The 19981-nt window shown below is 73.2% G+C and carries 20 protein-coding genes; 13 read left to right on the plus strand and 7 right to left on the minus strand.

Annotation, left to right across the window (positions count from 1 at the left end; all coding sequences use genetic code 11):
- Window positions 1-73: 73 nt before the first annotated feature.
- Window positions 74-847, minus strand: coding sequence for an IclR family transcriptional regulator (locus ACZ4VA_RS27915; RefSeq protein WP_356166345.1), 774 nt, complete (start codon window positions 845-847; stop codon window positions 74-76).
- A 275-nt stretch (window positions 848-1122) separates the two neighbouring features.
- Here ACZ4VA_RS27915 and ACZ4VA_RS27920 point away from each other — a divergent pair, with 275 nt between their 5' ends.
- Together ACZ4VA_RS27920 and ACZ4VA_RS27925 are read left to right on the plus strand one after the other, a co-directional pair.
- Window positions 1123-1248, plus strand: a complete 126-nt coding sequence (locus tag ACZ4VA_RS27920) for a hypothetical protein (protein WP_355784189.1) — start codon at window positions 1123-1125, stop codon at window positions 1246-1248.
- 34 nt (window positions 1249-1282) lie between these two features.
- On the plus strand, window positions 1283-2620 hold the full coding sequence (locus tag ACZ4VA_RS27925) for a 6-phospho-beta-glucosidase (protein WP_468082884.1): 1338 nt from the start codon (window positions 1283-1285) through the stop codon (window positions 2618-2620).
- 106 nt (window positions 2621-2726) lie between these two features.
- Here the strand turns inward: ACZ4VA_RS27925 and ACZ4VA_RS27930 are convergent, their stop codons facing one another.
- Entirely contained in the window at window positions 2727-4415 is a 1689-nt protein-coding gene (locus tag ACZ4VA_RS27930) for a carbohydrate binding domain-containing protein (RefSeq protein WP_356166313.1), read from the minus strand.
- Between the two features lie 201 nt (window positions 4416-4616).
- On the minus strand, window positions 4617-5765 hold the full coding sequence (locus ACZ4VA_RS27935; protein WP_356166310.1) for an ATP-grasp domain-containing protein: 1149 nt from the start codon (window positions 5763-5765) through the stop codon (window positions 4617-4619).
- Window positions 5766-6050: 285 nt separating this feature from the next.
- On the opposite strand from ACZ4VA_RS27935, the gene ACZ4VA_RS27940 reads away from it, so the two are divergent.
- Together ACZ4VA_RS27940 and ACZ4VA_RS27945 are read left to right on the plus strand one after the other, a co-directional pair.
- Window positions 6051-6959, plus strand: coding sequence for a metallophosphoesterase family protein (locus ACZ4VA_RS27940; RefSeq protein ID WP_355780076.1), 909 nt, complete (start codon window positions 6051-6053; stop codon window positions 6957-6959).
- Window positions 6907-7599 carry a 4'-phosphopantetheinyl transferase family protein gene (locus ACZ4VA_RS27945; protein WP_452921953.1) on the plus strand — a complete coding sequence of 231 codons (693 nt, stop codon included), beginning with the start codon at window positions 6907-6909 and terminating at the stop codon, window positions 7597-7599. The genes ACZ4VA_RS27940 and ACZ4VA_RS27945 overlap by 53 nt, the downstream gene beginning before the upstream one ends.
- 45 nt (window positions 7600-7644) lie before the next feature.
- Here the strand turns inward: ACZ4VA_RS27945 and ACZ4VA_RS27950 are convergent, their stop codons facing one another.
- Entirely contained in the window at window positions 7645-7875 is a 231-nt protein-coding gene (locus ACZ4VA_RS27950; protein WP_356166304.1) for a hypothetical protein, read from the minus strand.
- A gap of 208 nt (window positions 7876-8083) precedes the next feature.
- Between ACZ4VA_RS27950 and ACZ4VA_RS27955 the strand changes: the two genes are divergently transcribed.
- Complete coding sequence (locus ACZ4VA_RS27955; RefSeq protein WP_468082887.1) at window positions 8084-9127, plus strand: alpha/beta fold hydrolase; 1044 nt, start codon at window positions 8084-8086, stop codon at window positions 9125-9127.
- A 36-nt stretch (window positions 9128-9163) separates the two neighbouring features.
- On the opposite strand, the gene ACZ4VA_RS27960 is transcribed toward ACZ4VA_RS27955, so the two are convergent.
- From ACZ4VA_RS27960 to ACZ4VA_RS27970, 3 genes are read right to left on the minus strand one after another with little or no spacing between them, the layout of a single operon-like run.
- On the minus strand, window positions 9164-10366 hold the full coding sequence (locus tag ACZ4VA_RS27960) for an MAB_1171c family putative transporter (protein WP_356166298.1): 1203 nt from the start codon (window positions 10364-10366) through the stop codon (window positions 9164-9166).
- Between the two features lie 24 nt (window positions 10367-10390).
- Window positions 10391-10921, minus strand: coding sequence for a toxin-antitoxin system, toxin component (locus ACZ4VA_RS27965; RefSeq protein WP_355792809.1), 531 nt, complete (start codon window positions 10919-10921; stop codon window positions 10391-10393).
- Window positions 10922-10953: 32 nt separating this feature from the next.
- Window positions 10954-11610: a helix-turn-helix domain-containing protein gene (locus ACZ4VA_RS27970; protein WP_355792812.1), complete on the minus strand. Its 657-nt coding sequence runs from the start codon at window positions 11608-11610 to the stop codon at window positions 10954-10956.
- Between the two features lie 221 nt (window positions 11611-11831).
- On the opposite strand from ACZ4VA_RS27970, the gene ACZ4VA_RS27975 reads away from it, so the two are divergent.
- From ACZ4VA_RS27975 to ACZ4VA_RS28010, 8 genes are all read left to right on the plus strand, one after another.
- On the plus strand, window positions 11832-12488 hold the full coding sequence (locus ACZ4VA_RS27975; protein ID WP_355792815.1) for an MmyB family transcriptional regulator: 657 nt from the start codon (window positions 11832-11834) through the stop codon (window positions 12486-12488).
- 255 nt (window positions 12489-12743) lie between these two features.
- Window positions 12744-13895, plus strand: a complete 1152-nt coding sequence (locus tag ACZ4VA_RS27980; RefSeq protein ID WP_356237911.1) for an NAD(P)/FAD-dependent oxidoreductase — start codon at window positions 12744-12746, stop codon at window positions 13893-13895.
- Entirely contained in the window at window positions 13892-14191 is a 300-nt protein-coding gene (locus ACZ4VA_RS27985) for a (2Fe-2S)-binding protein (protein ID WP_355795876.1), read from the plus strand. The genes ACZ4VA_RS27980 and ACZ4VA_RS27985 overlap by 4 nt, the downstream gene beginning before the upstream one ends.
- On the plus strand, window positions 14184-15632 hold the full coding sequence (locus tag ACZ4VA_RS27990) for an FAD/NAD(P)-dependent oxidoreductase (RefSeq protein ID WP_389391627.1): 1449 nt from the start codon (window positions 14184-14186) through the stop codon (window positions 15630-15632). The genes ACZ4VA_RS27985 and ACZ4VA_RS27990 overlap by 8 nt, the downstream gene beginning before the upstream one ends.
- A 77-nt stretch (window positions 15633-15709) precedes the next feature.
- Window positions 15710-16624: a dihydrodipicolinate synthase family protein gene (locus ACZ4VA_RS27995; RefSeq protein WP_389391626.1), complete on the plus strand. Its 915-nt coding sequence runs from the start codon at window positions 15710-15712 to the stop codon at window positions 16622-16624.
- Window positions 16625-16678: 54 nt separating this feature from the next.
- Window positions 16679-17680, plus strand: a complete 1002-nt coding sequence (locus ACZ4VA_RS28000) for a proline racemase family protein (RefSeq protein WP_452921958.1) — start codon at window positions 16679-16681, stop codon at window positions 17678-17680.
- A 291-nt stretch (window positions 17681-17971) separates the two neighbouring features.
- Complete coding sequence (locus tag ACZ4VA_RS28005; protein ID WP_356166282.1) at window positions 17972-18694, plus strand: GntR family transcriptional regulator; 723 nt, start codon at window positions 17972-17974, stop codon at window positions 18692-18694.
- Window positions 18695-18841: 147 nt separating this feature from the next.
- Window positions 18842-19840 (plus strand): LacI family DNA-binding transcriptional regulator, encoded by a 999-nt coding sequence (locus tag ACZ4VA_RS28010; protein WP_355787902.1) that lies wholly within the window; start codon window positions 18842-18844, stop codon window positions 19838-19840.
- Window positions 19841-19981 lie beyond the last annotated feature (141 nt).

Here is a 19981-nt window from a genome sequence, read left to right on the forward strand (position 1 = left end):
CGGGCCGGTCAACGCCCGGCACCGCACCGGCCGAACTCCGTTTTCAGGCTGGCTCGTTCGGGACTCCTCGCCGTCACTCCGAGGTCCGGTCCGCCGTGTCCGGGGTGGGCTGCCAGCCCAGGGCCCGGGAGATGCCGCGCGCGGCCAGCCGTACCGCCGGGATCAACGCCGCCACCTGCGCGTCCTGTTGGGGCACCACCACCGACACCGCCGCCGTGACCGCCCCGCCAGGGCCGCGCACCGGAGCGGCCACCGACAACGCGTCCTCGGTGACCTGACGGCTGCTCACCGCAACGCCCGTGCGCCGCACTTCGGCCAGCATCCGGCGCAGCCGCTCGGCGTCGGTGAGGGTGTACGGCGTGAAAGAGGCGAGCGGACCCGCGCAGTACGCCTCCTGGGACGCGCTGTCCCCGTGGGCGAGCAGCACGAGGCCCACCCCTGTCGCGTGCAGGGGCCAGCGGGCGCCCACCTGGATGCGGACCCCGACCGCGGAACGCCCCGAGAGCCACTCGGTGTAGACGACCTCGGAGCCGTCCCGGACCGCCAACTGGACGTTTTCGTGCGTCGCTTCGTACAGGTCCTCCAGGTACGGCAGCGCGATCTGCCGCAGCGCCGGTCCGCGCGGCGCGAGGGCGGCGAGTTCCCACAGCCGCAGGCCCACGTGGTAGACGCCGCCCGGGTCGCGTTCCAGGGCGCCCCACTCGGTGAGGGCGCCCACGAGCCGGTGCGTCGTGGTGAGGGTCAGCCCGGCCCGCCGGCTGATGTCCGAGAGGCTCAGCGCCGGGTGCTCGCGGTCGAAGGCGGCCAGCACGGCGAGGAGGCGTCCGGGCGCGGACGCGGGCGGCACGGCGTCGGCGGTCACGGCGTCGGGTCAGCCGAGTCCGGTCCCCGCGACCCGCCGCGACGGCGTGTGCTCGCGGCGGGGCACGGCCCCGACTCCCGGAGAAAGCACGGCTCGGGGGTCGACGGGAACAAAGTTCGTCGGCTGCGGCTGCGGCTGGCGGGCGATGGCGGGCTCCCTGGTCATGGCCCGGGCGGCTTCGCGTGACCCGGGACCGGGGCGGTCGTGCGGACGCGTACCCCTGCCGGACGGGCACGCGGCGGTACGTGTACGGACCCAGCATGACGCACTCTCCCGCGGCCGTTCCGGCGCAGGTCTGCGGCGTCGGAGGGCTCGACGTGGTAGAGACGGACACGGCGATCGACGCGCCGACGCGGTTCCCCTCCGCGGAACGGGCGTACGGGTGATCGTGGCGGGAGAGCCGGGAAAGGCGGGCGTGGTGTGAAGCTGACGATTCTGGGAGGCGGCGGATTCCGGGTGCCGCTCGTGTACGGGGCGCTCCTGGGCGACCGGGCCGCGGGCCGGGTCACCCATGTGGTGCTGCACGACCTGGACGCGGAGCGGCTGTCGGCCGTCGCCCGGGTCCTGGCCGAGCAGGCGGCCGGACGCGCGGACGCCCCCGTGGTGACGGTCACCACCGATCTCGACGACGCGCTGCGCGGTGCCGACTTCGTGTTCTCCGCGATCCGCGTCGGCGGTCTCGAAGGGCGCGCGGCGGACGAGCGGGTCGCCCTCACGGAGGACGTCCTCGGCCAGGAGACCGTGGGCGCCGGCGGCATCGCGTACGGGCTGCGGACCGTGCCGGTCGCCGTGGACATCGCGCGCCGCGTGGCCCGGCTCGCCCCCGACGCCTGGGTCATCAACTTCACCAACCCCGCCGGCCTGGTCACCGAGGCCATGTCACGGCACCTCGGCGACCGGGTGATCGGCATCTGCGACTCCCCGGTGGGCCTCGGCCGCCGCATCGCGCGCGTGCTGGGCGCGAACCCGGGGGAGGCCTGGATCGACTACGTCGGCCTCAACCACCTGGGCTGGGTACGGGGTCTGCGCGTCGGGGGCCGGGACGAACTGCCGCGCCTGCTCGCCGATCCGGGGCTGCTCGGCTCCTTCGAGGAGGGCAAGCTCTTCGGCGTGGACTGGCTCCGGTCCCTGGGCGCGATCCCGAACGAGTACCTGCACTACTACTACTTCAACCGCGAGACCGTACGGGCCTACCAGCAGGCGAAGAAGACCCGCGGCGCCTTCCTGCGCGACCAGCAGGCGGCGTTCTACGAGGAGATGCGGCGCCCGCAGGCCTCGGCGCTGGCGGCCTGGGACCGTACGCGGGCCGAGCGCGAGGCCACGTACATGGCCGAGAACCGGGACGCGGCGGGCGCCGGCGAGCGCGACGCCGACGACCTGTCGGGCGGCTACGAGAAGGTCGCCCTCGCCCTGATGCGGGCCATCGCCCGCGACGAGCGGACCACGCTGATCCTCAACGTCCGCAACCGCGGCACCCTCGCCGTCCTCGACGCGGAGGCCGCCGTCGAGGTGCCGTGCCTGGTCGACGCCAACGGGGCGCACCCGGTGGCCGTCGACCCGCTGCCGGACCACGCCACGGGTCTGGTCTGCTCGGTCAAGGCGGTCGAGCGGGAGGTCCTCGCCGCGGCCGAGTCCGGCTCGCGCGCCACCGCCGTCAAGGCCTTCGCCCTGCACCCCCTGGTGGACTCAGTCAACGTGGCCCACCGCCTCGTCGACGGCTACACGAAGGCACATCCGGGCCTGGCCTACCTGAAGTAGCCGCGGTCCGAGCCGCCGCGGTATCCGGGTCACCGGTGGCGCGGACACGCGTGTGGGGGCACCCGGCCGCCGGCCGGATGCCCCCACGTCCCGCGTGTCCCGTGCGTCAGCCGGTGAACCCGGCCGTGATGGAGGTGAACTGCCAGTTGCTCTGGCTGATGCCGGAGCAGTTGCTGGTCACGCCGCCGCCGGGGCAGGGGCGGTCACGGTTGACCGACCAGAACGCGAGGCGGGCGATGTGGTGCGAGTTCGCCCAGTCGCGGATCTGGGTCCAGATCGCCGGAGTCGTGTTCTCCTGCTGGTCGCTCAGGCCGTTCATGCCCGAGATGCCGATGTGGGAGTACGCCGTGGCGTCGTCCCACCCGAAGGTCGACTTGAGCTTGGTCTTCAGGCCCTCGGTGGCGCCGACCGTGTTGCCGTACATGTCGGAACCGCCGCCGAAGTCGAACGGCATGATCGTGAAGACGTCGATGCCGGCGTTGAGCGCCTGCGCCTGCTCGATGAGCCGGTTGCCCCAGTACGTGGGACCGGTCGTCGTCGTACCGAACGTGACGATCGTGCGCAGGCCCGGGTTGTTGGCCTTGACGGTCTTCAGCGCGGTCAGGATGCGGTCCTGGACGGCGGCGTTCTCGAACTCGTCGGTGTTCTCGATGTCCATGTCGATCGCCTTGAGGCTGTAGGCGTCGATCACCTTCTGCAGTGCCGCGGCCAGCGCGCTCGCGGAGGAGCAGTTGGCGCCGAGCTTGCTGCCCGACCAGCCGCCGAAGGAGGGGACGATGTCACCGCCCGCGGAGCGGATGGAGTTGATGACGCTCTGGTCGTTGCCGCCGGTCAGCGGTCGGCTGCCGTCCCAGGCGGGGTTGCAGCCGCCCTGGTCGAGCATGAACGCCATCGTGTACCACTTGACGCCGGTCGAGCTCATCACGGACGTCGCGCTGGGCGGGTCGCCCCAGCCGAGGTAGAGGTAGGGCGCCGCCTGCTTGAAGCCGGTGCCACCGCCGCCGCCCGCGTCGGTCGTCACGCTCACCGCGTTGGAGGCGCCCGAGGTGTTCCCGGCCGCGTCGCGTGCCTTGACGGTGAAGGTGTAGGCCGTGCTGGGCGACAGCCCGCTGACCGTGGCGCTCGTACCGGAGACGGTCAGCACCTGGTTCGAGCCGCTGTAGACGTCGTATCCGCTGACGCCGACGTTGTCCGTCGACGCGTTCCACGCGAGGGACACGCTCGACGAGGTCTTCGCGGTGGAGCGCAGGCTCGCCGGGGCCGTCGGCGCCTGCGTGTCCGAGCCACCGCCGCCGCCGGGACCGTCCAGGCTGACGTCGTCGGCGTAGTAGGTGCCCTGGCCGTACCAGCCGTGGGTGTAGACCTTGGCGCTGGTCTGCGAGGCTCCGGTGGTGAAGGTCAGGGTGAGCTGGCTGTAGGCGGAGGTGGAGGTCGTCCACGTCGAGGCGCCGCCGTCGACCCCGAGGTAGACGTAGCTGCCGCGCACCCAGGCCGAGAGGGTGTACGTGGTGTTCGGCTGGACGGAGACGCTCTGGGTGCACTTGGCGTTGTCGCTCGAACTGGCGGCCCCGGCAAGGGCCTTGGAGCCGCCGTGCACGGGACTGGAGACGACCGAGCCGAGGTTGCCGGTGCAGGACCAGGGGGAGAGAGCGCCCGACTCGAAGCCGGGGTTGGTGAGGATGTTGGCCGCCTGGGCCGTACCGGGCAGGGCGACCGCTCCGGTGAAGGCCAGGGCGGCGGTGCCCAGCAGGGCGAGGAGGCGACGTCTGGAACGTCCGAACAGGTGGATGCGCACGCGATCTCCCTGGGGAAATGGGGGTGTTCGGGAGTGCAGGGAAGTGCAGGGGAGTGCGCAACCAAGTTGGTATGGACCAATGCGGCTGTCAAGGGTTCGGTGCGAATTGGTCCAGACCGGTGTGTCCGGCCGACGCGGCACAGGGCGGGCCGGAACGGAGGGAATCGGTGTTCTCGAGGCAGGGCGGAGAAGCCGTGTGAGCTAGGCGGGCGCGTTGGCCGCCGTCGCCACGCCGCTGGTGGTTTCCTCGACGGCCGCCGGTGACGCCGGCGAGGGCACCGCGGGCAGCGCCGTGGCCGGGATCTCCGTACGCTGCGACGGCAGGGAGACCGGGCGCAGCGGACGCGGCCCCGCGACCACGGTGTAGTCCTGGCCCAGCCGTGCGGGAACCAACTCACCCGGCTCCTCGCCGAGCGCCAACTGCACCGCCGCGTAAGGCGCGTTGACACCGCACAGGGCGAGCTGGTGCAGCCCGCCCGCCGGGCGCGTGTTGACGTCCATCAGGACGGGCTCGTCCCTCAGCATCCGGAACTGAATGTTCGTCAGGTAGTGAAGATCGAACGCCTCCGCGATGCGCCGCGCCGGCTCGATCCACGACGGGTGGAGCGTGAAGCCGCGACGCCGGCCGTTCTTGGTACGGCCCACCGCCATCCGCACCCGGCCGTCGGGACCGGTGAGGCAGTCCACGGACACCTCTGGCTGCTCCAGGACCGGCATCACCAGCCAGTCGACGGGCTCCTCGGCCCGCCGTACCGCCTCCACGGCCATGTCGAGCGGCACGTACGGGCTGGGGAACCCCGCGAGGTGCGTCAGTGAGAAAGGCGCGCGCGTGATCTTGCGGAAGCCCACCCCGCCGGCGCCGGAAGCGGGCTTGAAGCACGCCTCGTGGCCGTCGGCCTCCAGCGACTCGACCGCCGCGAGCAGTTCCTCCGCCGTCCGCACCCGGCACCACGGCGGCACCGGCACGCCCTGCTCCCGCAGCGCCTCGTACGCCGTCACCTTGTCGTGGAAGACGGCCACGGCCTCGCCCGGCGGCGCGAGCAGAGCCGTACCGAGCGCGGCGAACTCCGCGCGGTGCGCCACGATCGCCGCCTGGTGCAGCACGGGCACGAAGACGTCGATGCCGTGCCGCGCGCACTGGTCCAGCGCGTACTCGACGTACGCGGCCCGGGAGAGGCCCTCCGGTTCCAGGGCCGCGGTGTCGGCCGCCGCCAGCACGGGCGAGTCGGCGTCACCGTGCGTGGCATGGATCTCGACCGGCCGGTCGTGCGGATTGGACCGCAGCTGATCCATGAAGAACACGTTCTCCGCGTACGTGCGGTTGAGCCAGACGCGTACGCGAGAGACCATGCAGGCCACCTTTTCACGGTTCGCGGGCACGGCGAAGCAGGCCGTGCCCGGCCAGGGGGGAGGGAGGTACACCGAGCCGCCGTACGCCGAAGAAGGTTCGTGACAGCCGTGTTGGCCCGATCATAGGGGGCGCGCGACCCTTGTGACGCTACGAGCGTGTTACGGATTGACCCGGCGCCCGCGCGGAGCCGCCCGGCGCCGCACTCGTGACCTGGTCGAGCCGCCTTGTCGCTGCCCGGGAGCGTGTGTTCTTGTGTTCCCATTCGGTTCGCGGAGGGAGCGGGTGTGGAGTCGACGGACGGCCGTCCGGGGCACCTGCTGGCCATCAGCGACCTGCACGTCGGCTACAGCGAGAACCGCGCCCTGATCGACGGACTGCGCCCCACCACCGACGACGACTGGCTGCTGGTGGCCGGAGACGTCGCGGAGACCGTGGCCGACATCCGCTGGGCCCTCGAAACCCTCGCCGGACGCTTCCGCAAGGTGATCTGGACCCCCGGCAACCACGAGCTGTGGACCCACCCGAAGGACACCGTCACCCTGCGGGGCGTGGCCCGCTACGAGCACCTCGTCGCCCTCTGCCGCGAACTCGGCGTCGTCACCCCCGAGGACCCCTACCCGGTTTGGGAGGGCCGGGGCGGGCCCGCGGTCGTCGCGCCGCTCTTCCTGCTCTACGACTACTCGTTCCTGCCGCCGGGCTGCGCGACCAAGGCTGAGGGCATGGCCTACGCCGAATCGACCGGCATCGTCTGCACCGACGAGTACGTCCTGCACCCCGACCCGTACCCGAGCGCCGACGCCTGGTGCCGGGCCCGCGTCGCCGAGACCGAGCGCAGACTCGCGGAACTGCCCGGGGACCTGCCGACGGTGCTGGTCAACCACTACCCGCTGGACCGGCACCCGACCGACATCCTCCACTACCCCGAGTTCGCGATGTGGTGCGGCACCCGGCTGACCGCCGACTGGCACCACAGATACCGCACGACCGTCATGGTCTACGGCCACCTGCACATCCCGCGGACCACCTGGCACCAGGGCGTCCGCTTCGAGGAGGTGTCGGTGGGCTACCCCCGCGAGTGGAGCAAGCGCCAGGGACCCCCGGCCACGCTCCGCCGCATTCTGCCGATGGAGGTCGGAGCAGGTGATCGAGGAGCTGCTCCCGGAGTCGGTCGTGGCCGTGGAGGCACACGGTGACGACGGGTCCGGGCACACGGCGCTGTACACCGGGGAAGAGGCGCTGATAGCGCGCGCGGTGCCCAAGCGGCGCCGCGAGTTCACCGCCGTACGCGCCTGCGCCCGCCGAGCCATGGCCAAACTCGGGGTGCCCCCGCAGGCCGTCCTGACCGGCGAGCGCGGAGCCCCCCGCTGGCCGGAAGGACTCACCGGCAGCATGACGCACTGCGAGGACTACTGCGCCGCCGCGCTGGTCCGCGTCACCGACCTGGCCTCCCTCGGCATCGACGCCGAACCCCATCTGGAGCTGCCCGAGGGCGTCCTCGGCGCCGTCGCCCTGCCCGCGGAGCTGGAGCGGCTGAGCCGGCTGGCGTCGGCCGGCCCCGCCGTCCACTGGGACCGCCTGCTGTTCAGCGCCAAGGAGTCCGTCTACAAGGCGTGGTTCCCCCTGACCGGCCGGTGGCTGGACTTCTCCGGGGCGGACATCGACATCCGCCCGGATCCGGGCGTCCCCGTGACGGAGGCCCGCTCCGGCCGTCTGCGCGCCGAACTCCTCGTGCCCGGCCCGCTCGTGGGCGGTGTACGCGTCGGCGCCTTCGAGGGGCGCTGGACGGTCCAGGGGGGCCATCTGGCGACGTCGTTCACCGTGCCGCACCCGTAGCGTCCCCGGCCGTATCGGTACTCGACTCCTGAGCTGGGCCGGTCCTCAGCCGGGCTCCGGGCACCAGCTGTGCAGCAGACGGAAGAACTCCTCCTCGTTGCCCGCGAGTCCGGCCGCCGCCAGCGCGCGCTCCGCCTCGGCGAGCGCGGACGGCGGCACCACGGGTGGCCGCCGTCCGCTCGACGGGCCGTCGAACGCGGCGCGTACGGTCTGGAGGAGGCGCAGATAGGCCTGCACGGCGGCACGCTCGTGGTCGGTCAGTACGGCGGTCGGCATCGGACGGCTCTCCCCGGGTCGGCTTGTCGAAGCGGTACGTGACTCAAGCTTGCCGTCCACCACTGACAATCCCGTCTCGGTCCGCGGGGGTTCGCCCGCTTAGCCGAGGTGAAACCTGCCCGAAACCCCTTGTCGGACAAGGGCCCTAGGCTGGAGGACGGAGCTCGGGGCCGCCTGCCGGACGGCCCCGGAGAACGGGAGGCGAGCCGTGGCCGACGTACCGCCCCGGCGCCCGCGCCGCAGCCACCGGCTGCGCTCGGTGGGCGACGCGGACCTGCGACTGCGCCACAAGGTCGTGCACGGCTACCGCCGCGCCTACCGGATGGCCGGCCAGGGCCCGGCGCTCGTCCTGATCCACGGCATCGGCGACTCGTCGGCGACCTGGGCGGAGCTGATCCCCGACCTCGCGCGCACCCACACCGTCGTCGCACCCGACCTGCTGGGCCACGGCTCCTCGGACAAGCCGCGGGCCGACTACTCGGTGGCCGCCTACGCGAACGGCGTACGGGATCTGCTCACCTCCCTCGACATCGAGTCCGCCACGCTGATGGGGCACTCGCTGGGCGGCGGGGTCGCCATGCAGTTCGCCTACCAGTTCCCCGAGCGCACCGAACGGCTGATCCTGGTCAGCGCGGGCGGGGTCGGCCGGGAGGTGAACCCCGTGCTGCGGGCGGTCTCGCTGCCGGGCGCCCATCTCGCGCTCGCCGCGCTGCGGCTGCCCGGCATGCGGCTCCAAGTGGGTCTGTTCGCACAGCTGATGAAGCTGCTCGACACCGATCTGGGCCAGGACGCGCCCGAGTTGCTGACGCTCGTCGACGCGCTCCCCGACGCTACCTCCCGCAGCGCCTTCATCCGCACGCTGCGCGCCGTGGTCGACTGGCGCGGGCAGGCGGTCACCATGCTCGACCGCTGCTATCTGACCGAGGGCATGCCGACGATGCTGCTGTGGGGCGACCGGGACAGCGTGGTGCCGGTGCGGCACGCGTACGGCGCGCACGAGGCGATGCCGGGCAGCCGGCTGGAGATCTTCGAGGGCGCCGGCCACTTCCCCTACCACAGCGATCCGGCCCGCTTCGTCGCCCTCGTCGAGGAGTTCACCGGCACGACCCGCCCGGCCGACTGGAGCCGTGAGCACTGGCGGGAGCTGCTGCGCGCGGGGCGTCCCGGCACCGCCGCGGGCCACCCCGACACCGCCCGCAACCGCATGGTGGAACGCGGCCTCAAGGACGCGAGCGAACGCAGCGCGACCTGAACCCCGTCGCCGGTTCCGCACGAACCGGGAGTCCTGCTAGGCCGTGTCCGGCTCCCGTCTCGCCGCGGCCCGCTCCCGGGCGGCCGCGACGACGGGGGAGCGGCGCAGCGCGACGGACATCCGCACCAGGTCGCGGGGACCCTCGGTCCCCGCGGCCGTCGGCTCGCCGTCAGAGGCCGCGGCCGAGCTGATCACCCTGCCCTCGGGGTCGGCCGCCCGGGCCCGGACGGCCGCCGTCACCATCGCCGCGTCGGCCTCGGCCCGCGCCTGCGCGGGCTCCGCGCCCGCCGCCAGGGCAGCCGCGTAGGCGGAGGAACGCACCTCGGGGTCGAAGTAGGGGTACAGCCCGAGCATGCCGTCGTGGATGTCCGACTCCCGCTGCGTGACCTGGAGTTCGGCGGGGGACCACCAGGCGATCCGCACCGAGCGGTCCCCGTGCGCCGCCACCGAGTTCAGCTCGCGCCACAGCGGCCCGAGCCGCCGGTACGTCGACCAGGTGCTCCACATGTCCCCGACGCGCCGTCCGGCCAGCGGCAGGCAGAAGCCGACCGCGCTCAGCTGCGCCCCGAAGGAGGCCAGCACCGGCGCCACGTACGTGCTCAGGGAGTCCAGGTCGCCGCCGTTCCAGCGGGCGATCACGGCGGTCAGCTTGGCGGCCGCGTACGGCACGTTGCACAGGAACCCGGCGGCGATCGTGAGCAGTCCGGCCCGCAGCCAGCCGTGCACCTGGAGCGCCCAGCGCCAGCACATGACGTTCATCGCGACGCCCGCGACGGTCAGCGCCACCAGGTAGAGCACGATCATCTCGCGGGCGAAGGGCGTGTTCGCGTAGTGGGTGTCGAAGTCCCGCAGCCGCTCCTCGGGGGTGTCCCCGAGCGCGAACAGGACGACGAGGGCGACGCTCACCACCGTGTAGCCGCCGGTCCAGCGCCGGGAGACACGGCGGGTCGCTTCGGCGGGCCCGCCACGCCAGTTGACGATCAGCACGAGGCAGGAGGCGCTGAACGCGCTCAGCAGGCAGTAGACGAGCGGCGCCGAGATGTTCGGCACGCCGGTGATCTCGTTGACCTCGGCGATGGTCGGCGGCGCGGCGAAGAGGAAGACCAGGGAGGCCAGGGCGAGGAGCACGCCCACCGACCGCAGCAGCGGGTCGCGCCAGCCCCGCAGCAGCGCGGGCGCCTTCACGGCGAGGGCGATGCCCATGGCGACGGCCGGGATGTAGTAGCTGGTTCCGTCCATGGTCGTCGGCGGCTTCCGGCGCGGTCAGCCCTGTGGCCCGCGATAGCCGAGCGAGGCTTCGATCCGGCCCGCCAGGTCGTCGCGCCGCACTGGGCCGCGCAGGGACGAACCGGCCAGCCAGCGGCGGCACTTGCTGGCGAGCAGCAGGCCGAAGCTCTCGGCGTCCTTCTCGTCGCCGAGGTCGAACCGCGTGCGGGCGGCCACCTTGAGCACCGTGTCCTGGAGGTCCGCGTCGTCCGAGAGCAGCCGGGCGGCGACGGCGGCACCCTCGACGTGGTGACTGCAGTGCCCGGCCTTCATGTGCCACAGCTCGTGTCCGAGGATGACCAACTGGTGGTCGGGTGCCGTGCGTTGCTCGATGACGACGAGGTCCTGGTCGGCCATGTCGAGCCACAGTCCGCTGGCGGTGCCGGGCGGGAAGGCGGCCGTGCGGTACTGGACGGGCCGGCCGCGGCGCCGGCTCATCGCGTCGCACAGGGCGGCGTACAGATCGGCGGGCTCCGCCGGGGCCGGGAGCGAGAGTTCCGCGACCAGCTCGCCGCACAGGCGGCGCATCTCCCTGCCAATGCCCACTCTCGTCCCCCGGATCACGACTCGGGCCGCTTGACGCTTTCCAGGAGCATGTCCAGCCATTCCGCGACCTTGTCCCGGTGCTGGTCCGTGGGCAGCTGCGCGGCCCGCCAGGCGATCCCGCGGACGCCGTGGTCCTGCAGCAGACGCTCCAGCGGGTCGTGGGCCGCGAGGGCCGCCGCGCGCTCCCGATCGGCCAACTGCTGGAGGAGTTCCTGCTCACAGCGCTGCAGGGCGCTCGCGAGCGCCTCGGGGTCCTCGGCCGTCAGGAAGCCGGCGTGCACGCGGAAGAAGCGCTGGATCGCGTCGCAGTGCTCCATGGTGGGGCGCCGGTCGCCGTTGATCAGGGCTCCCGCCTGCTGGCGCGACATCCCGGCGCCGTCGGCGATCTCCTGCTGGGTGTACTTGCGTCCGTTGGGCTTGAGGCGGGTGCGGCGCAGCAGGTCGAAGCGCTGGAGGAAACGCGTCTGCAGATCGGGCTCCCCGGCGGGCCGGCCGCTCAGCAGCGCCTTGACCACCGGTTCGGAGACGCCGGACTCGGCCGACAGACGGCGCACGTCGAAGATCTCGCCGTGCGGCACCCCGAGCCGGTCGGCGAGTGCGGTGACCCTGGCCACGACGGCCGGCAGCAGAACCGTCGCCGTGGCGCCCGGAACCTCGAAGCCATCCGTCACCGACAGATCTCCTACGTCTCTCTCAGGTCGTTCACAAGATACTCAGGAACCAACCGGAGAGTAGCCGCTTGTTCGAACCCGCATCCAGGTCTCGCCACAACTGTGGCGAGATTCAGCCGTCAACAGGCGCCAAATGCCACGATAGTTGACACGACTCCGCTCCGGGCAGCAGGATCAGGGCGCCGCGTGAAGGCCGCATAGGCAAGAGGGGTGACCTCCCGATGGCGTACCAGGCAGGAGGGCAGCGGTCACAGCCGCGGCCCGTCCCCGAGAGTCTCGAGGCTCAGGCATATCTCCAGGACTACGCGACGCTGCTCGAGGCGCTCCCCTTCCCGTCGGTCGTGTTCGACCACCGGTGGGACGTCGTCCTGTCCAACGCCGCGTTCGAGACACTTTTCAACGAGGTCGGCCCGCATCCGACGGCCATGCCGGGTGACAACTTCCTGCGGTTCGTCCTGTTCCACCCCGACGCGGGCGCGGTGCTCGGCGAGCACGAGTCGAGCTGGTGCCTGCCGATGCTGGCGCACTTCGCGTCCGCCGTGGAGCAGCACGGGCAGGACCGCGGTCTCCAGTCGATCCGCAGGGACATCGCCCAGGACCCCATCATGGAGGCCGCCTACCGGCAGGGGCTGCCGCACTGGATCCGCGCGGTGGGCCCGGAGGGCGTGGAGCAGGACGGTGCCGTGCGTCCGCTCGTGCACCCCGACCCGCGCTGGGGCCGTACGGACTGCCGGATCATCGGCGAGACCCCCAAGACCCTTCAGGACATGGGCTACACGCGTATGACCCTCGTCCTGCGCGAGACGCGCCGCCCGCCGGTGGCCCCGCGCAGGACCCGCCAGGCCCGCCACGGAGCCGCACACCTGCGGGTCGTCTAGCGGCACCCGTCCCCGCCGGGCGAGGCGTGCCCGTTCCGCGATGGTCGAGGTGCCCGTGACGTCGGCCGCCTCGTACTCGGGTGGACCGTCGGGACGCCCGACCCGTAGACCTGCGCCCAGTCGGATCGGCCGCGGACGTGCCGTGTCCCGGCACCCTTTTCTCGGTAGCGGCACGGCTCTTGTGTGGTCCGCCCGTTGAATCCGGCGTCCGCACGCCCCATTCCGCGCGAGTGCGCCATGTGACATAGTACTGGCGTGAGTGAGCGACTGACCTGCGATGTCGTGGTCGTCGGGGCCGGAATGGTCGGTGCCGCCTGCGCCCTCTACGCCGCGCGGGCCGGGCTGGACGTCGTCGTGGTGGACCGGGGTCCGGTCGGCGGCGGCACCACCGGCGCGGGCGAGGGCAACCTGCTCGTCTCCGACAAGGAACCGGGCCCGGAACTCGAACTCGCCCTGCTGTCCCGGCGTTTGTGGGCCGAGCTGGCCGACGAGCTGGGACCGGCGATCGAGTACGAGGCCAAGGGCGGCCTGGTCGTCGCCGGTACCCCCGAGGCGCTGAGCGCCCTGCACGCCTTCGCGGCGGCCCAGCGAGCCGCCGGCGTCACCGCCGCTCCCGTCGGTGAGGACGAACTCCCGTCGCTGGAACCGTACTTGGCGCCAGGCATGGCGGGCGGTGTGCACTACCCCGGGGACGCCCAGGTGATGCCAGCCCTGGCCGCCGCACACCTGCTGCGGGCGTCGGGGGCCCGGCTCCGCACCGGGCACACCGTGACCGGGGTACTCCGCACGCCGGACGGCGCCGTGCGGGGCGTACGCACCGACCACGGTGACATCCACGCGCCGGCGGTGGTGAACGCCGCCGGGACCTGGGGCGCCGACGTGGCAGCGCTGGCGGGCGTCACCCTGCCCGTCCTGCCCCGGCGCGGCTTCGTCCTGGTGACCGAGCCGCTGCCGCGCCGCGTCCGGCACAAGGTGTACGCGGCGGACTACGTCGCCGACGTGGCCAGCGACACGGCCGGACTGCGGACCTCACCGGTCGTCGAGGGTACGGCCGCCGGACCCGTCCTCATCGGCGCGAGCCGTGAACGCGTCGGCTTCGACCGCTCCTTCTCGCTCCCGGCCGTACGCGCCCTCGCCGCGGGCGCCGTCCGGCTCTTCCCCTTCCTGTCGGACGTACGGGCCCTGCGCGCCTACCAGGGCTTCCGCCCGTACCTGCCCGACCACCTGCCCGCGATCGGCCCCGACGCCCGCGTTCCCGGTCTCCTGCACGCCTGCGGGCACGAGGGCGCGGGCATCGGACTGGCCACCGGCACCGGGCAGTTGATCGCTCGGGTCCTCACCGGAGAGGCACCCGGACCGCGTCTGGATCCCTTCCGGCCCGACCGCTTTCCCGAGGAGGCCGCGTGAATCCCGTGGACCCGGCCGAGGCCCGGCCCGGACCCCCGTTCACCGTCGACCTGGACGGCCGCGGGATCGAGGCGCGGCCCGGCCAGACGGTCGCCGCCGCCTTGTGGAACGCGGGCGTCACCTCCTGGCGCGGCACCCGCGGGCGCGGCCGGCCGCGCGGTGTCTTCTGCGGCATCGGCGTCTGCTTCGACTGCCTGGTGACCGTCAACGGCCGCCCCAACCAACGCGCGTGTCTCCTGCCGGTCCGGCCGGGCGACAGCATCCGCACCCAGGAAGGGACGGGCCACGATGACTGAGCGACCGCGGCTCGCGGTGATCGGCGCGGGTCCGGCCGGTCTGGCCGCCGCGCTCGCCGCGGCGGCGCACGGCGTCGACGTGACCCTCGTGGACTCGGCGCGGGAGGCGGGCGGCCAGTTCTTCCGCCGGCCGGAGCCGGGCCTGGAAGCGCACCGCTCCGGGGCACCGCGGCAGCACCGGCGCACCTGGCGGAGACTGGCGCGGGGACTCGCCGCGCACCAGAGGACGGGCGCGATCACGTTCCTGCGGGACCACCACGTATGGCTGGTCGAGCGGGCCGTGCCCGGCGGGACGGGGAGGCCCGGTGTGCGCCGCCCGCGGTCCTTCCGCGTCCACGCCCTGCTCGGCCCCGGCCAGGAGGAGTCCGTCGCCGTGCGCGCCGACGCCGTCCTGCTCGCCACGGGCGGGTACGAGAGGGTGCTGCCGTTCCCGGGCTGGACACTGCCCGGTGTGGTGACCGCGGGCGGGGCGCAGGCCATGCTCAAGGGCGCTCTCGTGGTGCCGGGCAGGACCGCCGTGGTCGCCGGTACCGGCCCGCTGCTGCTGCCCGTGGCCACCGGGCTCGCCGCGGCGGGGGTCGGTGTCGCCGCGCTCGTCGAGTCCGCCGGTCCCGGCGCGTTCGCCCGGCGGGCACGCGCGTTCGCCGCGCACCCGGCCAAGCTCGCCGAGGGCGCCGGGCACGCCGTTCGGCTGCTGCGGCACCGCACGCCCCTGCTCACCCGGCACACCGTCGTCGAGGCGCACGGCGCCGACCGGCTCGCCGCGGTGACGGTCGCGGCCCTCGACGCCGACGGCCGTGTACGGCCCGGCAGCGGACGGCGCATCCTGTGCGACACCCTCGCCGTCGGGCACGGCATGCTCCCGCACACCGACCTGGCCGAGGCGCTCGGCTGCCGCTGCGACGCCACGCGGGTCCATGTCGACGACGAGCAGCGCACGGACGTGCCCGGCGTCTGGGCGGCGGGGGAGAGCACCGGAATCGGCGGCGCGGCACTCGCGCTGGCCGAGGGCCACATCGCCGGACGCTCCGCCGCCGCCCGCCTCACCGGACGCGAACCCGATCCGCGACTGTGGCGGGCGGCCGCCAAGTCCCGTACCGCACAACGGGAGTTCTTCACCGCGCTCGACTCCGTCTGCGCGCCGCCCGCGCACTGGCCGGACCTCGTCACGGACGACACGGTCGTCTGCCGCTGCGAGGAGGTCACCGGCGGCGCGATCCGGGAAGCGGTCGACGGGCTCGGCGCCGGCGACGTCCGGACCGTCAAGCTCCTCACCCGCGCCGGGATGGGCTGGTGCCAGGGCCGGATGTGCGGTCCGGCGGTGGCGGGCCTCGCCGGCTGCGAACTCACGCCGTCCCGCGCGTCGTTCGCCCGGCCCGTGCCACTCGGCGTCCTCGCCCGTGCCGGGGAACCGGGGGAGGCCGGCCCGGACCCGACCTGACCTTCCGGAGACGGCGGCCGTACGGAGGCCGCCCGCGTCCGCCAGTGAAATGTCACACCGTATCGAGAGGGGCTGCCATGACCACCGCGACCGCCACCACCTCCACCGGGGACCGGCCCTGGCGCGGCGTCCTCGTCGCCACCGCACTCCCGCTGCACGACGATCTGTCCGTCGATTACGACGCGTACGCCGAGCACTGCGCCTGGCTCGTGGAGAACGGCTGCGACGGCGTCGTGCCCAACGGCTCGCTTGGTGAGTACCAGGTCCTCACGCCCGAGGAGCGCGCCAAGGTCGTGGAGACGGCCGTCGCCGCCGTGGGCGGCTCCCGGGTGATGCCGGGCGTCGCCGCGTACGGCTCCGCCGAGGCCCGCCGCTGGGCCGAGCAGGCGCGTGACGCGGGCTGCCGGGCGGTGATGCTGCTGCCCCCGAACGCCTATCGTGCCGACGAGCGTTCCGTCCTCGCCCACTACGCGGCGGTCGCCGAGGCGGGCGTCCCGGTCGTCGCGTACAACAACCCCGTCGACACCAAGGTCGACCTGGTGCCCGAACTGCTGGCGAAGCTGCACGCCGAGGGGTTCGTCCACGCCGTCAAGGAGTTCTCGGGCGACGTGCGGCGGGCCTACCGGATCGCCGAACTCGCACCGGAACTGGACCTGTTGGCCGGCGCCGACGACGTCCTGCTGGAGCTCGCCGTGGCCGGCGCGAAGGGCTGGGTGGCGGGTTACCCGAACGCACTGCCCGCCGCGAGCGTGCGGCTGTACCGCGCCGCCCTCGCCGGTGACCTCGACACGGCGGGCCGGCTCTACCGGCAACTGCATCCGCTGCTGCGCTGGGACTCCCGGGTCGAGTTCGTGCAGGCGATCAAACTGTCGATGGACGTCGTCGGGCGCCACGGCGGTCCGGTCCGGCCACCGCGCGTACCGCTGCTGCCCGAGCAGGAGGCCGCGGTGCGCACCGCCACCGAGGAGGCCGTGGCGGCCGGCCTGACCTGACGCGCCGTCACCACCACCGTGTTTCCCGCAGTTTCGCCGACCGTCAGGAGTCCCATGCGCAGCACACTCGTCCTGCACGCCGTCGACTCGCACACCGAGGGCATGCCCACCCGCGTGATCACCGGCGGGATCGGCACCCTCCCCGGCGCCACCATGAACGAGCGCCGGCTGTACTTCCGGGAGCACCGGGACGACATCAGACAGCTGTTGATGAACGAACCGCGCGGTCACGCGGCGATGAGCGGGGCCGTCCTCCAGCCGCCGACGCGCCCCGACTGCGACTACGGGGTCGTCTACATCGAGGTCTCCGGCTACCTCCCGATGTGCGGGCACGGCACGATCGGCGTCGCGACCGTGCTCGTGGAGACGGGCATGGTCGAGGTCGTCGAACCCGTCACCACAATCCGGCTCGACACCCCCGCCGGAGTAGTCGTCGCCGAGGTCGCGGTCGAGGACGGCGCCGCGAGGTCGGTGACCCTGCGGAACGTGCCCTCCTTCACCGTCGGCCTGGACCGCACCGTCACGCTCCCCGACGGGAGGACGGTGACGTACGACCTCGCCTACGGCGGCAACTTCTACGCCATCCTCCCGTTGGCGGAGCTCGGCCTGCCCTTCGACCGGGCCCGCAAGGGCGACATCGTCGCGGCCGGACTGTCCCTCATGGAGGCGATCAACGCCGAGGGGGAGCCGGTGCACCCCGAGGACCCGTCGATCCGCGGCTGCCACCACGTCCACCTGTACGCGCCGGACGCCACCGCCCGCAGCTCCCGGCACGCCATGGTGATCCACCCCGGCTGGTTCGACCGCTCGCCCTGTGGCACGGGCACCAGCGCGCGGATGGCCCAGCTGCACACGCGCGGTGAACTCCCGCTCCACACCGAGTTCGTGAACGAGTCGTTCATCGGGACACGGTTCACGGGACGGCTGCTCGGCACCACCGAGGTCGCCGGGATCCCGGCCGTGCTGCCGAGCTTCACGGGCCGCGCCTGGGTGACCGGCACCGCGCAGTACCTGCTCGACCCCTCGGACCCGTTCCCGGCCGGCTTCGTCCTGTAGCGGCGGGCCGTCGTCGGTGGCCGGGTGCGCGGCGTTCGGCGGTCCTGCCGCGGCCGGCGGAACGGGGGAGGAGCCGTGCACGGGCCGGGGTGAGTCGCGTCGCGGCTCCGGCGGTTCCGGAGCGGGTCCGGGGCCGTGGATACTGGTGGCACGTGACATTGCACCCCGTGTGGCAGCGCACCGCACGTGGCCGCACACGGCACGAGACCCCGCCGCGAACGCGGCCTCGCACCGCGCGTGGCCGCACCCCACGTGGCAGCGCACCGAGCCCGTCGTACGAGGAGACCTTCCATGGCCGCCCAGCGCAGCAGCGCACCCTCCGCCGCTCCCGCCCTGCCGACGCTCGGCGGGAAGAAGAGCAGCTACCGCGAGCGGGTGGCCGACGCGCTGCGGGCCGCGCTGATCGCCGGAGAACTGCGGGCGGGCCAGGTCTACTCCGCGCCGACGCTCGCCGCCCGCTTCGGCGTCTCGGCGACCCCGGTCCGTGAGGCCATGCTCGACCTGGCCAAGGAAGGGCTGGTCGACACGGTGCCGAACAAGGGCTTCCGGGTCACCGCCGTGTCCGAGCGGCAGCTGGACGAGTACACCCACATCCGTTCGCTGATCGAGATCCCGACCGTGGTGGAGCTGGCCGGCGCGGCGGACGCCGTCTCGCTGGAGGCGCTGCGTCCGGCCGCCCGCGAGATCGTGACGGCGGCGCGGGCCGGCGACCTCATCGCGTACGTCGAGGCGGACATCCGCTTCCATCTGGGCCTGCTCGCCCTGGCCGGGAACGCGCATCTGGTCGAGGTCGTCGGCGACCTGCGCAAGCGCTCCCGGCTCTACGGACTCCACGCCCTCGTCGAGGCGGGCCGGCTGGAGGAGTCGGCCCAGGAGCACCTGGAACTGCTCGACGCGCTCCTCGCCCGCGACGAGACGGCCGTCCGCGCGGTGATGACCCGTCACCTCGGACACGTACGGGGGCTGTGGGCCGAGCCCGGAGCCGAGGCGGGCGCGCGGCCCTCCCGCCGGTGACCGCCCGCTCGTGAGCGGTGCCGGACCGGCGTCCCTGCCGGCCCGACGCAAACCGTCCGGCGGGGCGGGACCGGCACCGCGGCCGGGCCGCGACGACTTCGCCGAGTAACGCAAGTCGTTTGCATAACTTGCGCTATTCTTGCGCGCATGACGCGACGACTTGCTCAGGTGGCGAAGAAGGTCGGGGTCAGCGAGGCGACGGTCAGCCGGGTGCTCAACGGCAAGCCGGGTGTCTCCGACGCCACCCGGCAGGCGGTGCTCTCCGCGCTCGACGTGCTCGGCTACGAGAGGCCCACGCAGCTGCGCGGGGAACGGGCGCGACTGGTGGGCCTCGTCCTGCCCGAACTCCAGAACCCGATCTTCCCGGCCTTCGCCGAGGTCATCGGCGGGGCACTCGCGCAGCTCGGCCTGACCCCGGTGCTGTGCACGCAGACCAAGGGCGGCGTCTCCGAGGCCGACTACGTCGAGTTGCTGCTCCAGCAACAGGTGTCCGGCGTGGTCTTCGCGGGCGGTCTCTACGCGCAGGCGGACGCGCCGCACGACCACTACCGGCGGCTCGCGGACCGCAAGATCCCCGTCGTCCTGGTCAACGCGTCCATCGAGCACCTCGGTTTCCCCGGCGTCTCCTGCGACGACGCCGTCGCCACCGAGCAGGCCTGGCGCCACCTGGCCTCACTGGGGCACGAGCGGATCGGCCTGGTGCTGGGCCCCGCCGACCACATGCCCTCGCAGCGCAAGCTGGCGGCGGCCCGGGCGTTCGGCGCCGACCTGCCCGACGAGCACATCGCCCGCGCCATGTTCTCCCTGGAGGGCGGACAGGCGGCGGCCGCGAGGCTGCTGGACCGCGGGGTCACCGGCATCATCTGCGCCAGCGACCCGCTCGCGCTGGGAGCCGTGCGGGCGGCGCGCCGCAAGGGACTCGCCGTCCCCTCGCAGGTCTCGGTGGTCGGCTACGACGACTCCGCGTTCATGAACTGCACGGAGCCGCCGCTGACCACCGTGCGCCAGCCCATCGAGGCCATGGGACGAGCGGCCGTAGAGCTGCTGAACGCCCAGATCGGCGGCAGTTCCGTCCCCGCCGAAGAGCTGCTGTTCGAACCGGAGTTGGTGGTCCGCGGCTCGACCGCGCAGCCGCCGCGCGACTGACGGGGAGACACGCGGGCCGAGCGTGAGGCTGACCGCGAGGCCCGCGCAGGCCCACGGTGCGCCCCGCTCGCGACGGACGCGACGCCCCGCCGTGCGTTCGACCTGCGAGCCACCGACCGTCGATGTGGGGTCTCCGCGCAA

It is taken from the genome of Streptomyces sp. NPDC028308, assembly GCF_055565855.1.